Source organism: Novosphingobium aeonii (assembly GCF_052279045.1).
In the GTDB taxonomy this organism is placed as follows: domain Bacteria; phylum Pseudomonadota; class Alphaproteobacteria; order Sphingomonadales; family Sphingomonadaceae; genus Novosphingobium.
In genome coordinates this window covers 987,445-1,005,762 of record NZ_CP176833.1, presented here as the reverse complement: position 1 = coordinate 1,005,762, position 18,318 = coordinate 987,445, and the positions used below count along the sequence as shown (strand labels likewise).

13 protein-coding genes are annotated in these 18,318 nt (G+C 64.4%); 7 read left to right on the top strand and 6 right to left on the bottom strand.

The genetic code is table 11. The features are described from left to right. Positions 1–150 precede the first annotated feature (150 nt). The 4 genes from yaaA to ACLIMP_RS19945 all read left to right on the top strand — a co-directional run bounded on the left by yaaA (position 151) and on the right by ACLIMP_RS19945 (position 6,558). Positions 151–903 (top strand): peroxide stress protein YaaA, encoded by a 753-nt coding sequence (gene yaaA / locus ACLIMP_RS19960; protein ID WP_054441937.1) that lies wholly within the window; start codon positions 151–153, stop codon positions 901–903. After that, positions 900–1,610 carry an SDR family NAD(P)-dependent oxidoreductase gene (locus tag ACLIMP_RS19955; protein WP_443478888.1) on the top strand — a complete coding sequence of 237 codons (711 nt, stop codon included), beginning with the start codon at positions 900–902 and terminating at the stop codon, positions 1,608–1,610. The genes yaaA and ACLIMP_RS19955 overlap by 4 nt, the downstream gene beginning before the upstream one ends. 184 nt (positions 1,611–1,794) lie before the next feature. Continuing rightward, complete coding sequence (locus ACLIMP_RS19950; RefSeq protein ID WP_132468916.1) at positions 1,795–4,182, top strand: membrane-bound PQQ-dependent dehydrogenase, glucose/quinate/shikimate family; 2,388 nt, start codon at positions 1,795–1,797, stop codon at positions 4,180–4,182. A 108-nt stretch (positions 4,183–4,290) separates the two neighbouring features. Beyond that, positions 4,291–6,558, top strand: a complete 2,268-nt coding sequence (locus tag ACLIMP_RS19945; protein ID WP_185999697.1) for an FdhF/YdeP family oxidoreductase — start codon at positions 4,291–4,293, stop codon at positions 6,556–6,558. A gap of 112 nt (positions 6,559–6,670) precedes the next feature. On the opposite strand, the gene ACLIMP_RS19940 is transcribed toward ACLIMP_RS19945, so the two are convergent. The 6 genes from ACLIMP_RS19940 to ACLIMP_RS19915 all read right to left on the bottom strand — a co-directional run bounded on the left by ACLIMP_RS19940 (position 6,671) and on the right by ACLIMP_RS19915 (position 14,875). Next, positions 6,671–7,399 (bottom strand): GntR family transcriptional regulator, encoded by a 729-nt coding sequence (locus tag ACLIMP_RS19940; protein WP_185999696.1) that lies wholly within the window; start codon positions 7,397–7,399, stop codon positions 6,671–6,673. Between the two features lie 6 nt (positions 7,400–7,405). Next, positions 7,406–8,296, bottom strand: a complete 891-nt coding sequence (locus tag ACLIMP_RS19935; RefSeq protein WP_443478887.1) for an N-acetylmuramic acid 6-phosphate etherase — start codon at positions 8,294–8,296, stop codon at positions 7,406–7,408. A gap of 46 nt (positions 8,297–8,342) precedes the next feature. Beyond that, a complete protein-coding gene (locus ACLIMP_RS19930; protein WP_185999694.1) occupies positions 8,343–9,905 on the bottom strand; it encodes a sodium:solute symporter in 1,563 nt (520 codons plus the stop codon). Between the two features lie 116 nt (positions 9,906–10,021). After that, positions 10,022–12,748 carry a TonB-dependent receptor domain-containing protein gene (locus ACLIMP_RS19925; RefSeq protein ID WP_185999693.1) on the bottom strand — a complete coding sequence of 909 codons (2,727 nt, stop codon included), beginning with the start codon at positions 12,746–12,748 and terminating at the stop codon, positions 10,022–10,024. Positions 12,749–12,911: 163 nt separating this feature from the next. Then, entirely contained in the window at positions 12,912–14,018 is a 1,107-nt protein-coding gene (locus tag ACLIMP_RS19920) for an anhydro-N-acetylmuramic acid kinase (RefSeq protein WP_054441932.1), read from the bottom strand. Continuing rightward, positions 14,018–14,875 carry a protein phosphatase 2C domain-containing protein gene (locus tag ACLIMP_RS19915; RefSeq protein WP_443478886.1) on the bottom strand — a complete coding sequence of 286 codons (858 nt, stop codon included), beginning with the start codon at positions 14,873–14,875 and terminating at the stop codon, positions 14,018–14,020. The genes ACLIMP_RS19920 and ACLIMP_RS19915 overlap by 1 nt, the downstream gene beginning before the upstream one ends. Positions 14,876–15,046: 171 nt before the next feature. Between ACLIMP_RS19915 and ACLIMP_RS19910 the strand changes: the two genes are divergently transcribed. From ACLIMP_RS19910 to ACLIMP_RS19900, 3 genes are read left to right on the top strand one after another with little or no spacing between them, the layout of a single operon-like run. Next, on the top strand, positions 15,047–16,069 hold the full coding sequence (locus tag ACLIMP_RS19910) for an SIS domain-containing protein (RefSeq protein ID WP_231636255.1): 1,023 nt from the start codon (positions 15,047–15,049) through the stop codon (positions 16,067–16,069). After that, positions 16,066–17,217 (top strand): N-acetylglucosamine-6-phosphate deacetylase, encoded by a 1,152-nt coding sequence (gene nagA, locus ACLIMP_RS19905; RefSeq protein ID WP_443478885.1) that lies wholly within the window; start codon positions 16,066–16,068, stop codon positions 17,215–17,217. Before ACLIMP_RS19910 ends, nagA begins: the two co-directional genes overlap by 4 nt. Further along, the gene (locus tag ACLIMP_RS19900; protein ID WP_443478884.1) at positions 17,214–18,311 is read left to right on the top strand and encodes a beta-N-acetylglucosaminidase domain-containing protein; all 1,098 of its coding nucleotides are present in this window, start codon (positions 17,214–17,216) and stop codon (positions 18,309–18,311) included. The genes nagA and ACLIMP_RS19900 overlap by 4 nt, the downstream gene beginning before the upstream one ends. Positions 18,312–18,318 lie beyond the last annotated feature (7 nt).

The following is an 18,318-nucleotide window of genomic DNA, read 5'->3' as shown; positions in this document are numbered from 1 at the left end:
GATTGGACGGGACCGCAAGCCCCTATGTAACTGGACATTCCCGCAAACGGATGATGCGCAGACTTGCGCCTTCGGCCGATCTCCGGCCGACGCGGAAAGAATGAACGTCGAGGTTTGACGCATCATCCGGGCCTAGCTACCGCGTGAGACATGATCGTTCTGCTTTCTCCCGCCAAGACCCTCGACTTCGAACGGACGTTGCCCGCGATTGCCGCCACGACGCCGCATTTCACCGAGGAAGCGCATAATCTCGCCAAATCGGCGGCCAACCTCTCGCAGAAGCGTTTGGCGGAGCTGATGCGGATCTCGCCGCGCCTCGCAAAGCTCAATGCGGACCGGTTCCGCGACTTTGCCGAACTGCCCGAGCGACAGGCGCTTTATGCCTTTGCCGGCGATGTCTACACGGGGTTCGAGGTGGACACGCTGGACGAGCCGGGTGTGGACTTTGCACAGGACCATGTGCGAATTCTGTCCGGCCTTTACGGGCTTCTCCGGCCATTGGATGCGATCCGTCCCTATCGCCTGGAAATGGGTACGCGCTGGGCGCCCCGGCACAAGAAGTTGACCGACTGGTGGGGTGACCGCATCGCAGCGCTGTTGCGCCAGCAGGTCGCGGACGAGGGGTCTGGCGTAGTGCTCAATCTGGCCAGCCAGGAGTATTTTGCCGCCGTCGAGAACAAGCTGAAGGGCTTGCGCGTCATTCACGTCGACTTCCGCGAGCCAGGCCCGGACGGCCCCCGTTTCGTGAGCTTCAATGCGAAAAAGGCCCGCGGCATGATGGCGCGGTGGATGTGCGAGCATCACATCGTCGATGCAGATGCGATGCGCGGGTTTGACAGCGACGGATATCGGTTCGCCCCGGACGAAAGTGACGCCGACAATTGGCGCTTCATCCGGTCATGACCGGAAGAGGCGAAGCGTCCGCCGTCGTCGTCGGGGCATCGGGCGGCATCGGTGCCGCTTTCGAAGCTGCGCTGATCGAGGAGGGGGCTTTCAGGGTCGTTCACGGCTTCGCTCGGTCCCGTGGAGGATCGCAGCACCTCGAACTTCTTGACGAGGCAAGCATTGCGGAAGCGGCCGGACACATTGCCAAGGGGCCAGCGCCGACCTTGATAATCGTAGCGACTGGCTTGCTGCACAGGGAGGGTCTCGCCCCGGAAAAGGCGTTGGCGGATCTCGATCCTGCATGGCTTGCAGAAATCCATGCCGTGAACGCCATCGGTCCCGCGCTTATCGCGAAACACTTCCTGCCGCTCATGCCGAAAGGCGGACGAGGGGTATTTGCGGCACTTTCGGCGCGGGTCGGTTCGATAGGGGACAATCGTCTTGGCGGATGGCATGGCTATCGCGCGTCGAAGGCGGCGCTCAACATGCTGGTGCGCAATCTTGCCATCGAGGAACGTCGCCGCAATCCCGGCGCGATCGTTGTTGCCTTGCATCCCGGCACCGTAGACACTGCTCTGTCCCGGCCATTCCAGGGCAATGTGCCGCCCGGGCGGCTGTTCGACCCAGAGCGTGCCGCTCTGCAATTGCTTGACGTCATCGAAGAGCTGAAAGTGCCCGATAGCGGCAAACTGCTCGACTACGAAGCGAACGAGATTCCATTCTAGCCGATACTTCCAGCCGCTTTTCCTGCCAGCCGCTTTTCCTGAGCGCGTCTGTGGCTGGCCGGCGTCAGCGCCGCTGACGTCGCAAATCAGCGATAGCGTCAGGACTACACGAAGTTTTCTGGAACATTACGCCTCTCCTGTCATTCCATGATCGCAGCCGTAAAATGTTTCCGGAGTGTGAATGATGCTGTCTCGAAATGCGCAGCACCGGCCATCGCCGGCGCCAATCGTCCTGGGCAGCATCATTGCAGCGATCGGAGCGATACTGACGATAGGCGGGGTCTGGCTCGCAGGGCTGGGCGGCTCGGCCTACTATATTCTTGCCGGGATCGGCCTGCTCGGTTCGGGAGCGCTGCTTCTGCGCAGGAACATCCTCGGCGGCTGGCTTTACTGCATAATCTTCGTGTTGACGGTTATCTGGGCCCTGGGCGAAGTTGGCACAAACAACTGGGCGCTGGTGCCTCGGGTGGTCGCACCGCTTGTCCTGCTGGTGGCTTGCTTCCTGGTCATGCCAACGCTTTCGGTTCATCCGGCACGCTGGAAATTCGGCCTTGGCGCAGCCGTTGCCGGCATAGCCCTGGCCGGGGTGACCGCGACGATCTTCGCCCGCATGGCCGATCGTGGCCCTCAATCGGCTCTGCCAGATCTGCGTTTCGAGATGAGCGATCCTTCGCTGGCCTCCGCGGGAGACGATTGGCCTGCCTATGGCGGCAGCGAGGCGGCTCGCCGCTTCTCTCCGCTGGGCCAGATCACGGCAGCCAATGTCGGCAAACTCAAGCGAGCCTGGCTCATCCATACCGGCGATACACCGTCGTCCGCAAAGATCGCCAAGACTTACGGCGGCGAGAATACGCCGCTGAAGGTCGGCGACATGCTCTATGTCTGCACGCCTAAGAACATGGTTCTCGCGCTGGATCCAGCCACGGGCAGGCAGCGTTGGAAGTTCGACCCCAAGGTTGCGGACGATGCCATTCCCTACACGGCGGCCTGCCGCGGCGTCAGCTACTTTGCGGTTCCGAATGCGCCGGCCGATCAGCCCTGCGCCCGGCGGATCATCTACGGAACGCTCGATGCCCGCCTCTTTGCGCTTGATGCGCGTACGGGCGCGCGCTGTACGGGCTTCGGCACGAACGGGGAGGTGGATACCAAGATCGGGATGGGCGACACTCCTCCGGGGTATGTTTCCATCAACTCTCCGCCGACCATCGTTCGCGGTGTCGTCGTAACCGGCCATCAGGTGTTGGACGGGCAGGATCGCTGGGCACCTTCCGGTGTGATCCGAGGCTTCGACGCGATCACCGGCAAGCTGCGCTGGGCCTGGGACATGATGCACCCGGACTGGAACGGTTACCCCCCGCAAGGACAGACCTGGGCCCGAGGCACGCCGAACATGTGGACTATCGCCAGCGGCGACGAGCAACTCGGTCTCGTCTACCTGCCGATGGGCAACGCGGCGGCCGACTATTACTCCAGTTTGCGTCGTCCGCCGGAAAGGGACTTTGCCACTTCACTGGTCGCGCTCGACGTGGCAACCGGCAAGCCCAGGTGGAAATTCCAGGCGGTAAGGGATGACGTCTGGGACTACGACTTCGGCGCACAGGCGACGCTGGTGGACTTCAAGGGAACGCCGGCGCTGGTGTTGCCATCGAAGCAGGGCGATATCTACGTGCTGGACCGGCGCACCGGCCAGCCGCTGACACCTGTCGGCACCATCAAGGCGCCGGGAGGTGGGGTCGAGCCGGCGCAGCGGGCACCGGTCCAGCGGGTGTCCCTGTGGCATACCTTGCGCAAGCCGGATCTGACCGAGCGGGACATGTGGGGCATGTCGCCGATCGACCAGATGATCTGCCGTATCCAGTTCCGCAAAGCGAGCTACAAGGGCTTCTTCACCCCGCCGGAAAGCGATCGCCGCTCGATCGAGTATCCCGGCTATAACGGGGGTACCGACTGGGGCGGCATTGCGGTTGATCCGCGCCGGGGTGTGATCATCGCCAATTACAACGACATGCCCAATTACGTGCGCCTCGTTCCTCGCGCGGAGGCGAACAGGAAGGGCTGGGCGCCGCGCGATCAGGCACGAGGCGAGATCGGCGGTGCCGAAGGCGCGGGCGATCCGCAAGCCCACACGCCTTACGCGATTGACGTCAATGCCGGCTGGCGCCTGCCGCTCACCGGCATGCTCTGCAAGCAGCCTCCCTATGGCGGTATCCGCGCCATCGACATGGCGACCGGGCGTACGATCTGGGATCGTCCTCTGGGTGAAGCACGCACCAACGGGCCTTTCGGCATCCCTTCGATGCTTCCATTGACGATCGGGACGCCGAACAACGGCGGCGCTGTCGTAACGGCGGGCGGAGTGATCTTCATTGCGGCCGCGACGGACAACCTGATCCGCGCAATCGACCTGAGGACCGGCAAGGTCCTATGGAAGGACGTGCTGCCTGCCGGCGGCCAGGCCACGCCGATGACTTACATGATGAACGGCAAGCAATACCTGGTGATCGCTCCGGGCGGTCATCACTTCATGGAGACGCCGATCGGCGACGAGGTCATCGCTTATGCATTGCCCTGATGCGGTTGTTGATGACCACGCTCGGTCGAATTCGCTGGAAAATGCGTTTCGTAAGTAAGATGACATTACCGAGGCGATGTCCAAAAATGGCTCCGGGGAAACTTGCCGATGACCGACACCCAGAACGAACGCGGTTCCCTGAAGGGCATCAGTGACTACAAGGGACCGGCAGGGGGCTGGGGGGCTCTGGCGGCCGTTGCCCGGACGGTTCGCGAACAGATGAAGGCAAGCCCGGATACGCGGGCTTTGCTCCAGATGAACCAGCCTGACGGGTTCGACTGTCCGGGATGCGCCTGGCCCGATCCTAAGCATACATCCTCCTTCGAGTTCTGCGAAAACGGCGCCAAGGCGGTAACCTGGGAAGCGACCGTCAAACGCGTAGACCCGGAGTTCTTCGCGCTCCATTCCGCCAGCGAGCTTTGGGAGTGGAGCGACCATCAGCTTGAGGACGCAGGCCGCCTGACGGAGCCGCTTCGCTATGATCCTGAAACCGATCACTTCGTCCCGATCGGTTGGGATGAGGCCTTCATGCGGGCAGGGGCTGCCTTGCAGGCGCTCGACCATCCCGACCAGGCGGAGTTCTATTGCTCGGGCCGTGCCTCGAACGAGGCGGCCTTCCTCTACCAGCTTTTCGCTCGTGAGTTCGGGACCAACAACTTCCCCGACTGTTCGAACATGTGCCACGAAGCCACCAGCACCGGTCTTCCGAAGTCCATCGGCATCGGCAAGGGCACAGTGACGCTGGAGGATTTCGACCACGCCGATGCGATATTCTGCATCGGTCATAACCCCGGCACGAACCATCCCCGGATGCTCTCGACGCTGGCGGCTGCCTCCAAGCGCGGCGCGCAGATCATCGTCGCCAATCCCATGCGCGAACGCGGACTTGAAAGGTTCAAGTCTCCTCAGCACCCGACCGAAATGCTGTCTACGCACGCCACGCCGCTGGCCTCGGCCTATCATCAGGTCCGTATCGGCGGCGACATGGCCATGTTGAAAGGGATGATGAAGGCCCTTTTCGCGATGGAAGAGGCCACGCCGGGAATACTCGACCAGGCCTTCATCTCGGAACATACCGAAGGCTTCGAAGCGCTGCGGGCCGATATCGAAGCAACCTCATGGACGTGGATCGAAGCGGAGTCCCGTTTGGCGCGGGAAGCCATAGAAAGCATGGCGCAAGTCTATGCAGCGGCAGGGCGGGTCATCGTCTGCTATGGCATGGGCATCACCCAGCATCGCCATGGCACCCAGAACGTGCAGGCGATCGCCAATTTGCTGCTGCTCCGCGGCAATTTCGGCAAGGCCGGTGCCGGGATCTGCCCCCTGCGCGGGCACAGCAACGTTCAAGGCGACAGAACCGTCGGCATCACCGAAATTCCCGCAGAGGACATGCTGAAACGGCTTGATGCCGCGTTCGGCATCAAGTCCCCGCGCAAACATGGCCACAACGCGGTGGAAGCCCTGGCGGCGATGCGCGATGGGCATTCCAAAGCGCTGATCGCGCTTGGCGGCAATCTCGCGGTGGCGATGCCGGACCCGGAGGCCTGCTTTGCCGCGGTCCGCAATCTTGACCTCTCGGTGAACATTCTCACCAAGTTCAATCGCACCTGCCTGCTCACAGCCAGGGAAACCCTTGTTCTGCCGTGTCTTGGACGCACCGAACTGGACATGCAGGACGCGGGACCGCAGTGGGTCACGGTGGAAGACAGCATGTCGATGGTTCACGCCTCTCACGGTAAACTCAAGGCACCGGGGCCGATGGTCCGGTCCGAACCGGCGATCGTGGCGGGTCTTGCCAGGGCCGCGATGCCGCAGAGCAGGGTGCCCTGGGACGAACTGGTCGCCGATTACGATCTCATCCGCGACGGGATCGAAGCCGTCTACCCGGACTTCCGCGACTTCAACGTGCGTGTTCGCACGCCCGGCGGATTTCGGCTGACGATCGGACCAAGCGAGCGTGTCTGGCATACCCCAAGCGGGAAGGCGCAGTTCATCACGCATCCTCATGTCGAGGATGCGGCAAGCAAGCCGCTGCTGCTTACGACCATTCGCAGCCACGACCAGTACAACACAACGATCTACAGCCTTGACGATCGCTATCGCGGCGTAACCGGGCGTAGGGATATCATCTTTGCCAACGAAGTCGATCTGGCCATGCTGGGTCTGGCTCACGGCGATGCCGTGGACGTGACTGCGACCGGCGGCAGGACGTTGGAGGGATTTACCGTGGTGAAACACGCCATCGCACGGGGATCGCTGGCAGCTTATTATCCGGAAGCCAACTGCCTCGTTCCGCTTGACGATTATGATCCGGCCAGCGGAACGCCTGCCTACAAATCGATTCCTGTGACGATCCGGGCAGCGAGCTCAGCCTAATTCGGCGAGCAAAGGGCTCGATCATCACTCTTCACGCAGAATCAATGCCAAGATCGATAATTCACATTATGTTAAACCATGCACCGCTGAGCGCGGTGTCACGGGCCCTGACCTAGATTTCCTTGAGATCCGTGACGAACTCGTAGCGATCCCCGCGATAGACCGAGCGCGTGAATTCCACGATCTGCCCATTCGGAATTCGCGTGGTTCGCTCAATCCGAAGCACTTCTGAATTCTGCTGAACACACAGGATGCCGGCCTCCGTCTGTGTGGCTAGCGAAGCGCGCACACGCTGGGTGCCGGATGTGGGACGAAAACCATGCGCTTCCAACGCCTGATAGAGGGAATCTCCCAGACTATCGAGGTCCGGCATGAACTCCGCAGGTATCACGGCATGTTCGATCGCCAGTGGTTCGCCGCCAGCAAGGCGCACGCGGCCGAGACGGGCGACACGCGCCGTGGCGGGGACTTCGAGAGCCGCAGCCTCTTCCTCGGTGGGCTGCGCGTAGGACTTGTAGATCCAAACTACGCCGGGGTTCTCGCCACGTGAGCGGGTGTCGTCGCTGAAACTGCTCAACCGCGAGCCCGCCGTTTCGATCCGCCGGGCAACGAACGTGCCGGACCCCTGCTTGCGAACCAGTACGCCTTCATCGATCAGCTGTTCGATGCCCTTTCGCACGGTAACGCGCGAAAGGCCGGCCATTTCGCTGAGATCGCGCTCAGAAGGCAGTGCGCTGCCCGGATCGATCCCGCCGCTGCTGATATGCTCGCGCAGGCTGCGGGCGAGTTGCAGATAGAGCGGCGTCCCTTCCTCGCTTCGCGTCCAGGCAATGTCACGCATCTTCGGTCAATCTCGCTTTTCCAGCACCTGCATGACTTCGCGCAGACTGCCCTTGTGTGCATCGAGCAGTTCCTGCCCTTCTTCGGCCGAAACACCGAGCGCGACGATCACGCCGAGCCGGATTTCGTTGTCTGCCGCTTCGAGAGCGCGTGCCGCAACGTCGGCATCGACCCCGGCGATATCCTGAACCATGCCCCTGCCCCGTTGCAAGAGCTTCTCATTCGATATGCGCATGGCGACCATGCGGCCCTGATAGACGAGGCCCAGGCGGATCATGATCGCGGTGGAGAGCAGGTTGAGTATCGCCTTCTGCGCCGTTCCCGCCTTCATGCGCGTCGAACCGGCGACGATCTCGCTCCCGGTCACCGCCAGAATGGCGTGCTCGGCCTTCTCCAGCAGCACCGAACCGGGATTGTTGGCAATCCCGATGGTCAACGCGCCCACTGCCCGTGCCTGCTCGATCGCGGCAACGGTATAGGGCGTGCGGCCGCTGGCGGCGACGCCGATCACGATGTCGGAAGGCCCGATCCCGCAATTACCGATATCGGCGCGTCCGGCCTCCACATCGTCCTCGGCTCCTTCATAGGCTTCCGTAAGCGCGCTGGTGCCGCCGGCCATGAGGAACACCATGCGGCTCATGGGCCAGCCATATGTCGGGTAGAGTTCCGTACCGTCCTGCACCGCAAGACGGCCGGAGGTGCCGGCGCCGAGGAAGACGAGGCGGCCGGTTTCGCCAAGGCGCCCGGCTGCTGCTTCCGCGGCGCGGGCGATGGCGACGGTCTGCGACTGGATCGCCGCTATGGCCGCCATCTGGCCTTCGAGCATGGCTTCCACCGCCAGTTCGGTCGGCCAGAGGTCGAGATCGACGTAACGGGGGTCGAGCGCTTCAGTTTTCATGTTGTCCTTTGTCCCTGTCCGGTGACGTTTATCTGGCCGGGGATCATTATTCGGCCGGGGCCATGTGCTTGCCCGAGCCTGCAGGAGCGGCGCAGACGAGGAAGGCCACGACCGTGCCGATGCAGAGCTGGAACGGGAACGACAGCCCATTGAGGATCGGCGGAAGGCCGATGGCGTGCGCGATACCGGGCTGAAGCAGCAGAATGGTGACAAAGCCGACAAGCAGTGCCGCGATGACCGAGCCCGTGGTGCCCCGCCCCGTAAACAGCGCGGTGAAATAGACACCCAGCAGGCCGGCATATGTAAATACCATGACTTGCAGCGCGAACTCCAGCAGTCCCATGTCGCTGTAACGCTGCCAGTAGAACGAAACCACCGCCATCACGAACATGGCAAAGCCGATCACGCCCATGCCGGCGCGTCCGGCCGAAACGAAATGGCGTTCCGGCGCCGGGCCGCGCTTTTCGCGCCAGGGACGATAGAAGTCCTGCACCAGCACCGATGACATCGCGTTGAGCGCCGAATTGGTGGTCGCCACTGCGGCAGCGCAGATGCCCACGGTTACGAGACCGCGCAGGCCGCCGGGAAGCTGGGTGAGGATGTAGTGCATGAAGATGCTGATCTTCTCGCCGCCGAACTCGTTTCCTGCCGCCGCCGTGGCGCCGCCCATCAGGTCTGGCCGGTCATAGAAGACATAGAGCAGGAGGCCGATGACGATGAACATGCCCACCACCGGAATGGTGGCCAGAACCGAAAGGTAGAGGCTGCGCGCGCCGGTCTTGGCGTCCTTGCAAGACAGCAGGCGCTGGGTCGTGTCCTGATCCATGCCCGCATTGGCGATATAGAGCAGCGACAGACCGGTGATGATCGCGAGCATCGAGAACGGGCGTGAAAGGTCGAGCGAAAAATCGAAGAACTTGAGCTTGTTGACACCCTCGGGGGTATTGGCGAGGCCCTGGATGATATCGCCGGTGGTGGCCGGGATCGACATGCGCAGGAACACCAGGACGGCTATGGCCGAACCGAGGTAGACGACGAACTGGATAAGATCGTTCCAGAGGACCGACTTGAGGCCGCCCACGAACGTGAACAGCACGCTCGCGACGACGAGAACGGCTGCCGCGATCATGATGCCTTGGGCATCGACGCCGCCGGTGATGACCATGGCCAGGGCGATCGCCGCCAGATAAACGCGCGCACCGCCCGCGAATACACGGCCGACGAGGAACATGCCCCCTGCCCACCGGGTCGCCTTCTCGCTGAAGCGCAATGTCAGCATTTCGTAGGCCGTGGTCGCCTTGATGGCGTAGAAGCGCGGGATCATGACATGGGCGACGAAGATCGCGCCGATCAGTCCGCCGATATTGCCGCTGAGATAGGTCAGGTCGCCGTGATAGCCATAATCCGGGCCACCGAGGAATGTCGCTGCCGACTGGGTCGCCGACAGTACCGAAATCGCCGCGAGCCAGGCCGGAACGCTGCCGCCCGCGAGAAAGTATTCATGCGCGGATTCGGTCTTGCGCGGCGTGAAGATCCAGCCCCCCGCAACCAGCAGCAGCAGGTAGGCGGCTATCACCAGCCAGTCTGCCATCGAGAAAGGGAGCGTCATCGAATTCATCTCCGAACCCGGCCCTGAACGGGATTCCCGTTATCAGAGCCTTGCAAAAAAGCGGGCGCCCGGCCGGAGGAGGAGGTTGACCGGGCGCCGCGCAGGGTGGGTTTTCCTCAGATATGCGCGGTCAGCGAGAAGCCGATCGTGCGTCCGAGGATGTCGTATGTGTCGGGGAAGGTGTTGAAGACACCGCCCGTCGACACATAAGGGGGATTCTTGTCGAAGAGGTTGTAGACGCCAGCGCTGAAGGTGATCGCGTCGGTGAACTCATACGAGGCGGACAGATCGAAGGTGTTCTGGGCCGAGATCGTCTCGGTAGACCCGACGGTGCTGGACCGGACCTTGCCGATGCGCTGCCAGTCGAACTGGACCACGCCCTTGTCGAACAGCCAGGAGAGGCCGACCGTGTGGCGATAGTCCGGCTGCACCAGCGTGGTGCCGTCGCTGGAGCAGGTGGCGCCGAAGGTGCCCTTGCACTGGACCGCCGAAACCGTCGAGTTTGCCTGGATCAGGTACGAGGTGACGATGTTGCCCTGATAGCTCAGGCGCACACCTTCGCCCGGCAGGAATGCCGGATGCAAGGTGTAGCTCGCCGAGATGTCGAAGCCGCGCTGCAGCAGACGGCCCAGGTTCTGGTTGTTGACGTAGGCGTCCTTGAAGGTGCCGTCCGCGTTGCGCGTCACCAGCGAGCACAGCGGGTTGCTGGCGGTCGGATTGGTGACGTAGCAGCTCGTGATCGCCGCGATCGGCTGGATCACGCCCACGGCGCCGCGCAGGTCAAGCTCGTACCAGTCTACGGTCAGGTTCAGGCCCGGGAGGAAGGTCGGCGTGAACACGGCGCCAAGCGTCGTGGTGTAGCCGGTTTCCGGCTTGATGTCCGGATTGCCGCCGTAATAGTAGTTGCCGGTCAGGTAGCTGGCAGACGTGGAATCCGCAGAGCCCACGGCCGGCGCACCGAAGCGGGCGCACTGGGCGGCGTCGCCGGTGCCCAGCACGCACGGATCGCCGCCGTAGCGCGGCTTCAGGCGGTCGACCGTCACGAGGTTGCTGAACGGCAGCGACGAGGTGCTGGCTGCGAACTCACCGAAGTTCGGCGTGCGCAGGACGCGCTGGTATGTGCCGCGCAGGCGCAGGTTGCGATCGACTTCCCAGTTGCCCTCGACCTTCCAGGTGCCGTGCGTGCCGAACATGTTGTAGTCCGACAGACGGTAGGCGCCGCCCACGTCGAGCTTGCGGATCAGCGGCAGGTCCCGAAGGATCGGCACCAGGACTTCGCCGTAGAGCTCCTTGACGTCGAACGAGCCGCTGTAGGCCGCCTGAACGCCCTGGCGGTAGGTATTGCCGGTCAGAAGCGCCGTATCCTGGTCGATGCTGGCGGTTTCGCGGCGATATTCGACGCCGACGGCGAAGCCGATCGGACCGGCAGGCAGCGAAAACAGCTCTTCCAGAGTGCCGCTCAGGGTTGCCGCCGTGACGAACTGGTCACGCTTGCGGTTGAACCCGTTGATCGAGCTGCCAAGGGCATCGGCGAGTTCGGTCTGGTTCGGGCCGAAGATGTTGACGCTGTTGACGATCGAAGCGAAGTTGTTGGCGCCGGTCGAGCTGGTGACGAGGCCGTCGCCGGTAATCAGCGTGTTCTCGGTCGAACGGCCGTATTGGGCGTAGACGTTCCACTTCACGGCGCTGGTCAGCGGGCCGCGCAGGCCGGTCTGGAGCTGAAGCGTGTTCCGCTCGGTTTCGTAGTTGATGAGGCCGAGTTCGGCGAGCGAGCGCGAAACGTTCACCTGCGCCGCTCCGTTGACGAAAGTCAGCTGGTTGCGGATGTCGTCGGTGAGGTACGGATTGCTCTCGCTGATCGAGACAGTGCGGTTCACCGAGGCCGGGGTGGCGCCGGGGGTGCCGGTCTCTTCGGTGCGCGAATTGGTATACATCGCGCGGCCGTAGACTTCGACCTGGGGCGTGATCTCATACTTGAACAGCGCCGCGACGTTGATGCGCTTGAGCGGCGATACCAGCGGGTAGCGGTCCGAGATGTTCGAGGTGGCCGAGGGGCTGGTCGTGAAGTCGCCGCTGTCGGTGAAGCCGAACTTGCGGCCGCTGGCCACGTCGGTGAAGACGCCGCCGATGCTGGGGATGGTCTGGTTGGGAGTTTCCGCCCAGTCCCGCTGTCCCGAGCGGATCAGGTCGCGCTGGGTATAGTCCGCCGCGATCACGATGTGGCCGCGATCGCCAAGGCCGGTGCCCATCATGATCGAGCCGCCGTAAGTGGCGCCGCCATGTTCGGACAGGCGGCTGGTGGCCGTGCCGCGAATGCCCTCGAAATCATCGTTCAGGATGAAGTTCACGACACCGGCGACCGCATCTGCGCCGTAAACTGCGGCGGCGCCGCCGGTCAGCACGTCAACGCGCTTGATCAGCGAGGCGGGAATGGCGTTGACGTCGGCCGAGTTGCGGAAGCTGAACGGCGTTGCGCGGGTGCCGTCGATCAGGACGAGCGAGCGGCTCTGGCCGAAGTTGCGCAGTTCGAGAACCTGCGCGCCGAAGGCGTCGCTGCCCTGCGAACCCTGGCGGACGCCGCCGGAAAGCTGCGGAAGCTTGGTGGAGAAGTCTTCAACGGTGAGCGCCGACTGCAGCTTGATCTGCTCTTCGCCGGTCGAGGCGACGGGGCTGCTGGACGTCAGGCCGGCTACCGCAATGCGGGTGCCGGTGACGACGATGTCCGCGGTGGTGTTTGCGTCTTCGCCCGAATCGGCTGCCTGCGCGAAAGCGGTGCCCGGCGCCTGCGAAAGCGCGATGGCGAGAGCTGCGATTGCCACGGTATGTCGTTGAGACTTAACCATTTATGACTTCCTCATTTTCGTTTCCCTGGACCCAGATCCCGTCGTTTCTGGTGCGACCCGAAGACTCGACGGCGTGCCTTTTTAGCGTTTTTGCACCATGCATACCTGTCATGGATATGTAAAGGTGTGGTATTCAAGTGGTGATATAAAATTTGGCAGGATATCAGACCACTTCGAGCGCGGCCGGTTCCGGGCGCCAGATCGTGCCCCCGGTGAGCGGGCGGGCGACCCCGGTCGTGCCGGGGAAGGTGAGCGGCAGGCCGCGCAGGCTGCGCGCCGCCAGGAAAGCCATCGCCTCGGCTTCGACGAAGTCGCTCCGAAGGCCCACTTCGTCCGCCGTCCGGCAGTCTCCAAGCCGATCGCGCAGGGCCTGCATCAGCGTGGGATTGTGGCTCCCGCCCCCGCAGACGACCCAGACATTCGGCGCCTGCGGCAAGGTGCGGAGCGACAGTGCAACCGCTTCCGCCGTGAAGGCCGTGAGCGTTGCTGCCGCGTCCTCGAGCGAACAGGCCTCGGCCCATTCGAGAGGAAAGTCGTATCGGTCAAGCGACTTCGGGCCTTCTCCCCGGAAATGCGCGTGCGAAAGCAGGTCCGTCAGCACATCCCGATTGACCGTGCCTGCCGCCGCGATCCGGCCGCCATCGTCGTAGCGACCGGCGCCGTGCGCCTGAACCACCTGATCGATAAGACCATTTCCCGGCCCCGTGTCGAACGCCACCAGCGATCCGTCGGCTCCGATCCAGGTGAGATTGGCCACGCCGCCAAGGTTGAGGAAAGCCACCGGCCCATCGAGCCCGATCCGATCTGCCAGCGCGGCATGATAGGCCGGGACCAGCGGAGCCCCCTGCCCGCCCGCCATGAGATCGTCCTGCCGCATCTGCGCCACGACTGAAATTCCCAGCGCATCGGCCAGCACCTGCGGGTCGCCGATTTGCACGGAAAGCTTGCGCTCCGGCCGATGGAGCAGGGTCTGCCCATGGAATCCGATCAGGTCCGGCCGCCGCCCGGCCCGCGCGATCACGTCGAAACCGGCGCGGACATGCGCGCCCTCGATCACATCCGCCGCCAGCGCGAAGGATCGGGGCTCTTCACCCTGCCCGTCCCACGCCAGCGCCTCATGCGTGGCCCTTTCGAGCACGGCGCGTTCGGTTGCCGAAAAGGCGATCATCGCCGACGGCCCGAAAGCATCGATCCGCTCTCCATCGGTTTCGATCAGGGCGACATCGACACCGTCGAGCGAGGTTCCGCTCATGTATCCCATGACCAGCATCAGCGCGCATCCTCCCAGCTACAGACAACAAGGCTGGCATCGTCGCGCGGCTTCACGCGGGCAAAACGATGCAGCGAATCGGGCTCGTCCTCGAGATCGCGCAGCAGCCCAAGCCAGCGCGCCCAGTCCTCCTGCCCGGAAATGGCGAGGAGATCGGCCGGTGCCGCCGCGCCGAACAGTTCGACGAGGCGCAGAAAACCGTCACTGGCGATGGCGAATCTCTGGCCGGGCCGCACGGGCATCCGCACTTGCCAGAGATGATCCGCAGCGGCCGGCTGGGTGCCGAGCACCCAGTAGCCGCCATCGCGGTTCATCAACCGGCGATTGGCGCGCAGCCCCGGCATCAACCGGGCCTTGAGCGCCTCGAAACCGAGATCGCCCTCTTCCGCGACAATCGCCTTCATCGCCTCGATCGTGCGGGCCTCGATCGCATCGAGCGCGGAACTGCCGAACAACCGGGCGCCGCCGCCGCTTTCGCATGCCGCGATTCGGCAGTCGGCCAGGGTCGTAAATTCCGCCTCGCCGCCGATGATCCGCACCATCGCGAAGGCCGCAGAAGGGTGCTCGTGCGGGCCGTCCGCAGGCCTGACCTGTTCGCGTGCCAGCGCTTCGGCGCATCCGGCCATGACCTGGCGGAGCAGTTCCACGGTCGGAATTTCCGGCGCTTGCGCTAGCGTGTCGGCCAGGAGGTCGCCGGCCTTGCGCGCCAGCCAGGAAGCGTCGCTCGGCGCGCCGAGCAGCGATGGCCCGATGCCGGTGGCACCGTCGATCACCCATGCCGCATCGCCCTGATAGCCGAAGCGGTCGTCATTGACTTCACCTTGCCCATCGGAGGCGGCAATCTCGATCCTGAGCATCGGATTCTCCCGTCACAATTCACTTGCGATGTAAGACCGGTATCACGACCACGGTAAAATATAAAACCACTTTAATGCCACTTGTACCAAAAATCGAAACTGGTATCTGTCCTCGACATGACTCTAGCGACACCAAAAGAGACCAGAGCGGCACCTGAGGCAGGTACGCAGATGGCCCGCGAAGCCCATGAGGCTCCCCAGCGCTGCGTCGAGCAGCTTCGGCTCAATGCCGATCTCGTTCGCGAGGCCGGACGGCAACTCCGCGCGCTGGCACCGCCTTTCGCCGCCACCCTTGCGCGCGGAAGTTCCGACCAGGCAGCCGCTTTCGCCAAGTTCCTGCTGGAAACCCATGCCGGCGTTCCCACGCTGAGCCATGCGCCTTCGGTGGGCTCGCTCTATCATGCCACTTCGCCGCGTTTTGAAGGCGTGCCGCTGATCGCGATCTCGCAGTCCGGCCGCAGCCCCGACCTGCTGGCGGCGGCGCAGGATGCGCGCGAAAAGGGCGCGGTGGTGATCGCGGTGGTCAATGACGCCGCATCGCCGCTCGCCGAACTGGCGCAGATCGTCATTCCCGTCCACGCCGGACCCGAAACCAGCGTGGCCGCCACCAAGAGCTTCGTCTGCACGCTCGTCGCCCTCACCCATCTCGTGGCCGAGTGGAGCCAGGACGAGGCGCTGCTCGCCGCGCTCGAGACGACAGGCGAAGTGCTGGAAGAAGCCGCGAATGCGGACTGGACCGCGGCGGTCGAACTGCTCAGGGACGCCGGCGAGATGCTGGTGCTCGGCCGAGGCCCCACGCTTCCCATCGCGGGCGAGGCCGCGCTCAAGCTGAAGGAAACCTCCAGCCTGCATGCCGAAGCCTTCAGCAGCGCCGAAGTGGCCCATGGCCCGATGACGCTGGTGGGCGAAGGCGATCCGGTGCTGGTGCTCGCCCCGCTCGACGTGGCCCGCACCGGCCTGCGCGAACGGCTTGAGGACTTCGCGGCACGCGGCGCGCGGGTGATCGCCGCCGGGCTTGCCGAGGACATCGCCCCGGCAGCGCTCGTCCTGCCTTCGCGCACGGACGTTCATCCGGTACTGGGCGCCATCGGGCAGATCCAGAGTTTCTACAGCCTCGCCAACGAACTCTCGCTGGCGCGCGGTCGCAATCCGGACAACCCTCCGCACCTCAACAAGGTAACGCGCACGCTATGACCCTGACAGCCCTTATCGGAGCGCGCATCGTTCTTGCCGACCGCGTGGTGGAAGGCGAGGCGCTGATCCTGGACGGCGCGCGCATCCACGGCCTTGCCGCGCCCGGCGCCCTGCCGGAAGACTGCACGGTCGTCGACCTTGGCGGCGGCTACGTGCTGCCCGGCTTCATCGATACCCAGGTGAACGGCGGCGGTGACGTGCTGTTCAACGACATGCCCTGCATCGAGGGCATTCGCGCGATCGCCAAGGCACATCGCCGCTATGGCACCACCGGCCTGCTGCCCACGCTCATCAGCGATTACCCGCAAGTGGTGGAAGCCGCGATCGCAGCGGGCGAAGCCGCGCTGGCGGAAGGCGTTCCCGGAGTTCTGGGCGTCCATATCGAGGGGCCGCACCTCAATGTCGCCAAGAAGGGCATTCACGACCAGAACCGCTTCACGCGGGTCGATCCCGAAGTGATCGCACGGCTTTCCGCACCCACCGCCGGTCGCCGGGTGGTGACGCTGGCACCCGAACTCGCCGCCGAGGGCACGGTGCGCGCGCTTGCCGAGGCGGGCGTTCTCGTCTGCGCCGGACACAGCCTGGCCGATTACGACCAGGCCCGCGCGGCGCTGGCCGAAGGGCTGGCCGGCTTCACGCACCTGTTCAACGCGATGACGCAGTTCCTCAGCCGCGATCCCGGCATGGTCGGCGCCGCGCTGGAGGACCGCGCCAGCCACTTCGGCCTGATCGTGGACGGGTTCCACGTCCACCCCGCCGCCATGCGCGTGGCGGTTTCGGCCCGCGGCGATGAAGGCGTGATGCTCGTCACCGACGCCATGCCGCCGGTGGGCGGCACGCTGGGGCAGTTCACGCTGATGGATCAGGACATCAAGGTCGCCAATGGCATGTGCACCGGGCCGGACGGCACGCTGGCAGGCTCCGCGCTCACCATGGCGCAGGCCCTGCGCAACGCGATGGACATGATCGGCTGCGACATCGTGACCGCATCGCGCATGGCGAGCGGCAATCCCGCCCGTTTCCTGCGGCTGGATCATGAAACCGGCGCCATCGCGCCCGGCCTTCGCGCCGATCTCGTCCACCTGGGCGATGACCGTCTGGTCCGCTCGACCTGGATCGGCGGCGCCCGCGAGGATCACCGGGAATGACCCGGCAAGCTCCTGCCGCCAAGCCCGTGCTTCAGCCGGAACTGGGCCTGATCGAAGGGCGCTTCGGCCGTATCTGGAACGAGGCCGAGCGCAGCTACGTGGTCAGGACGCTGGCGGAGGCCGGTTACGGCTTCTACCACTACGGCCCCAAGGCGGACCGCTCGCTGCGGCGCGAATGGCGAAAGACGCATGACGCCGCGCAGGCCGAATCCCTCGCCCGCCTTTCCGCCGAGTGCCGGGCCGCCGGGATGCGCTTCGGCATGGCGATCACGCCGGTCGGCTCGACGCACCCCTTCGACGATGCCGCCCGCGCCGACCTGACGCGCCGCGTCGCCGAGCTTGACGCCATCGGCATAGACGACCTTGCGGTGCTGTTCGACGACCTTCGCGGCGACATGCCGGAACTTGCGGAGCGTCAGGCCGAAGTGGTCAACTTCTGCGCCGGGCTTACCCGGGCCACGCGGGTCTATACCTGCCCGACGTACTATTCCGACGATCCGGTGCTGGACCTCGTCTTCGCGGACCGCCCGGCGGACTATCTCGGCAAGCTCGGACGGCTGCTCGATCCGGCCGTGCAGGTCTACTGGACGGGCGAGGAAGTCTGCGCGAAGGAAATCGGCCCGGCCCATCTCGAACGCGTGGCGGGCGAACTGGGCCGCAAGGTCTGCCTGTGGGACAACTGGCCCGTCAACGACGGCGCGCGCATGTCGCGCTTCCTGCACTTGCGCGCCTTCACCGGCCGCCCGGCAGGCATCGCGGAGCATGTTTCCGGCCATGCGATCAACCCGGCGATCCAGGCCCATCTCGGCTGCATCCCGGCGCTGACGCTGCCGATGGTCTATGCGCAGGGCGGCGACTATGCCTATGGCGCCGCCTTCGCCGCCGCCGCCCGCCGGCTTCTCGGAGATGAATTCGCCGTAATGTTGCAGCAGGACCTTCCGGCCCTCCAGGACGTGGGCTACGAGCGGCTCGGCGTTCGCGGCGGCCGTCTTCGCGCGCGCTACGAAGGCATAGACCATCCCGCCGCGCGCGAGATCCTGCACTGGCTCGACGGCGCCGACCTGATGACCGACGACGAGGTCCAGACCCAGTAACCGGGGA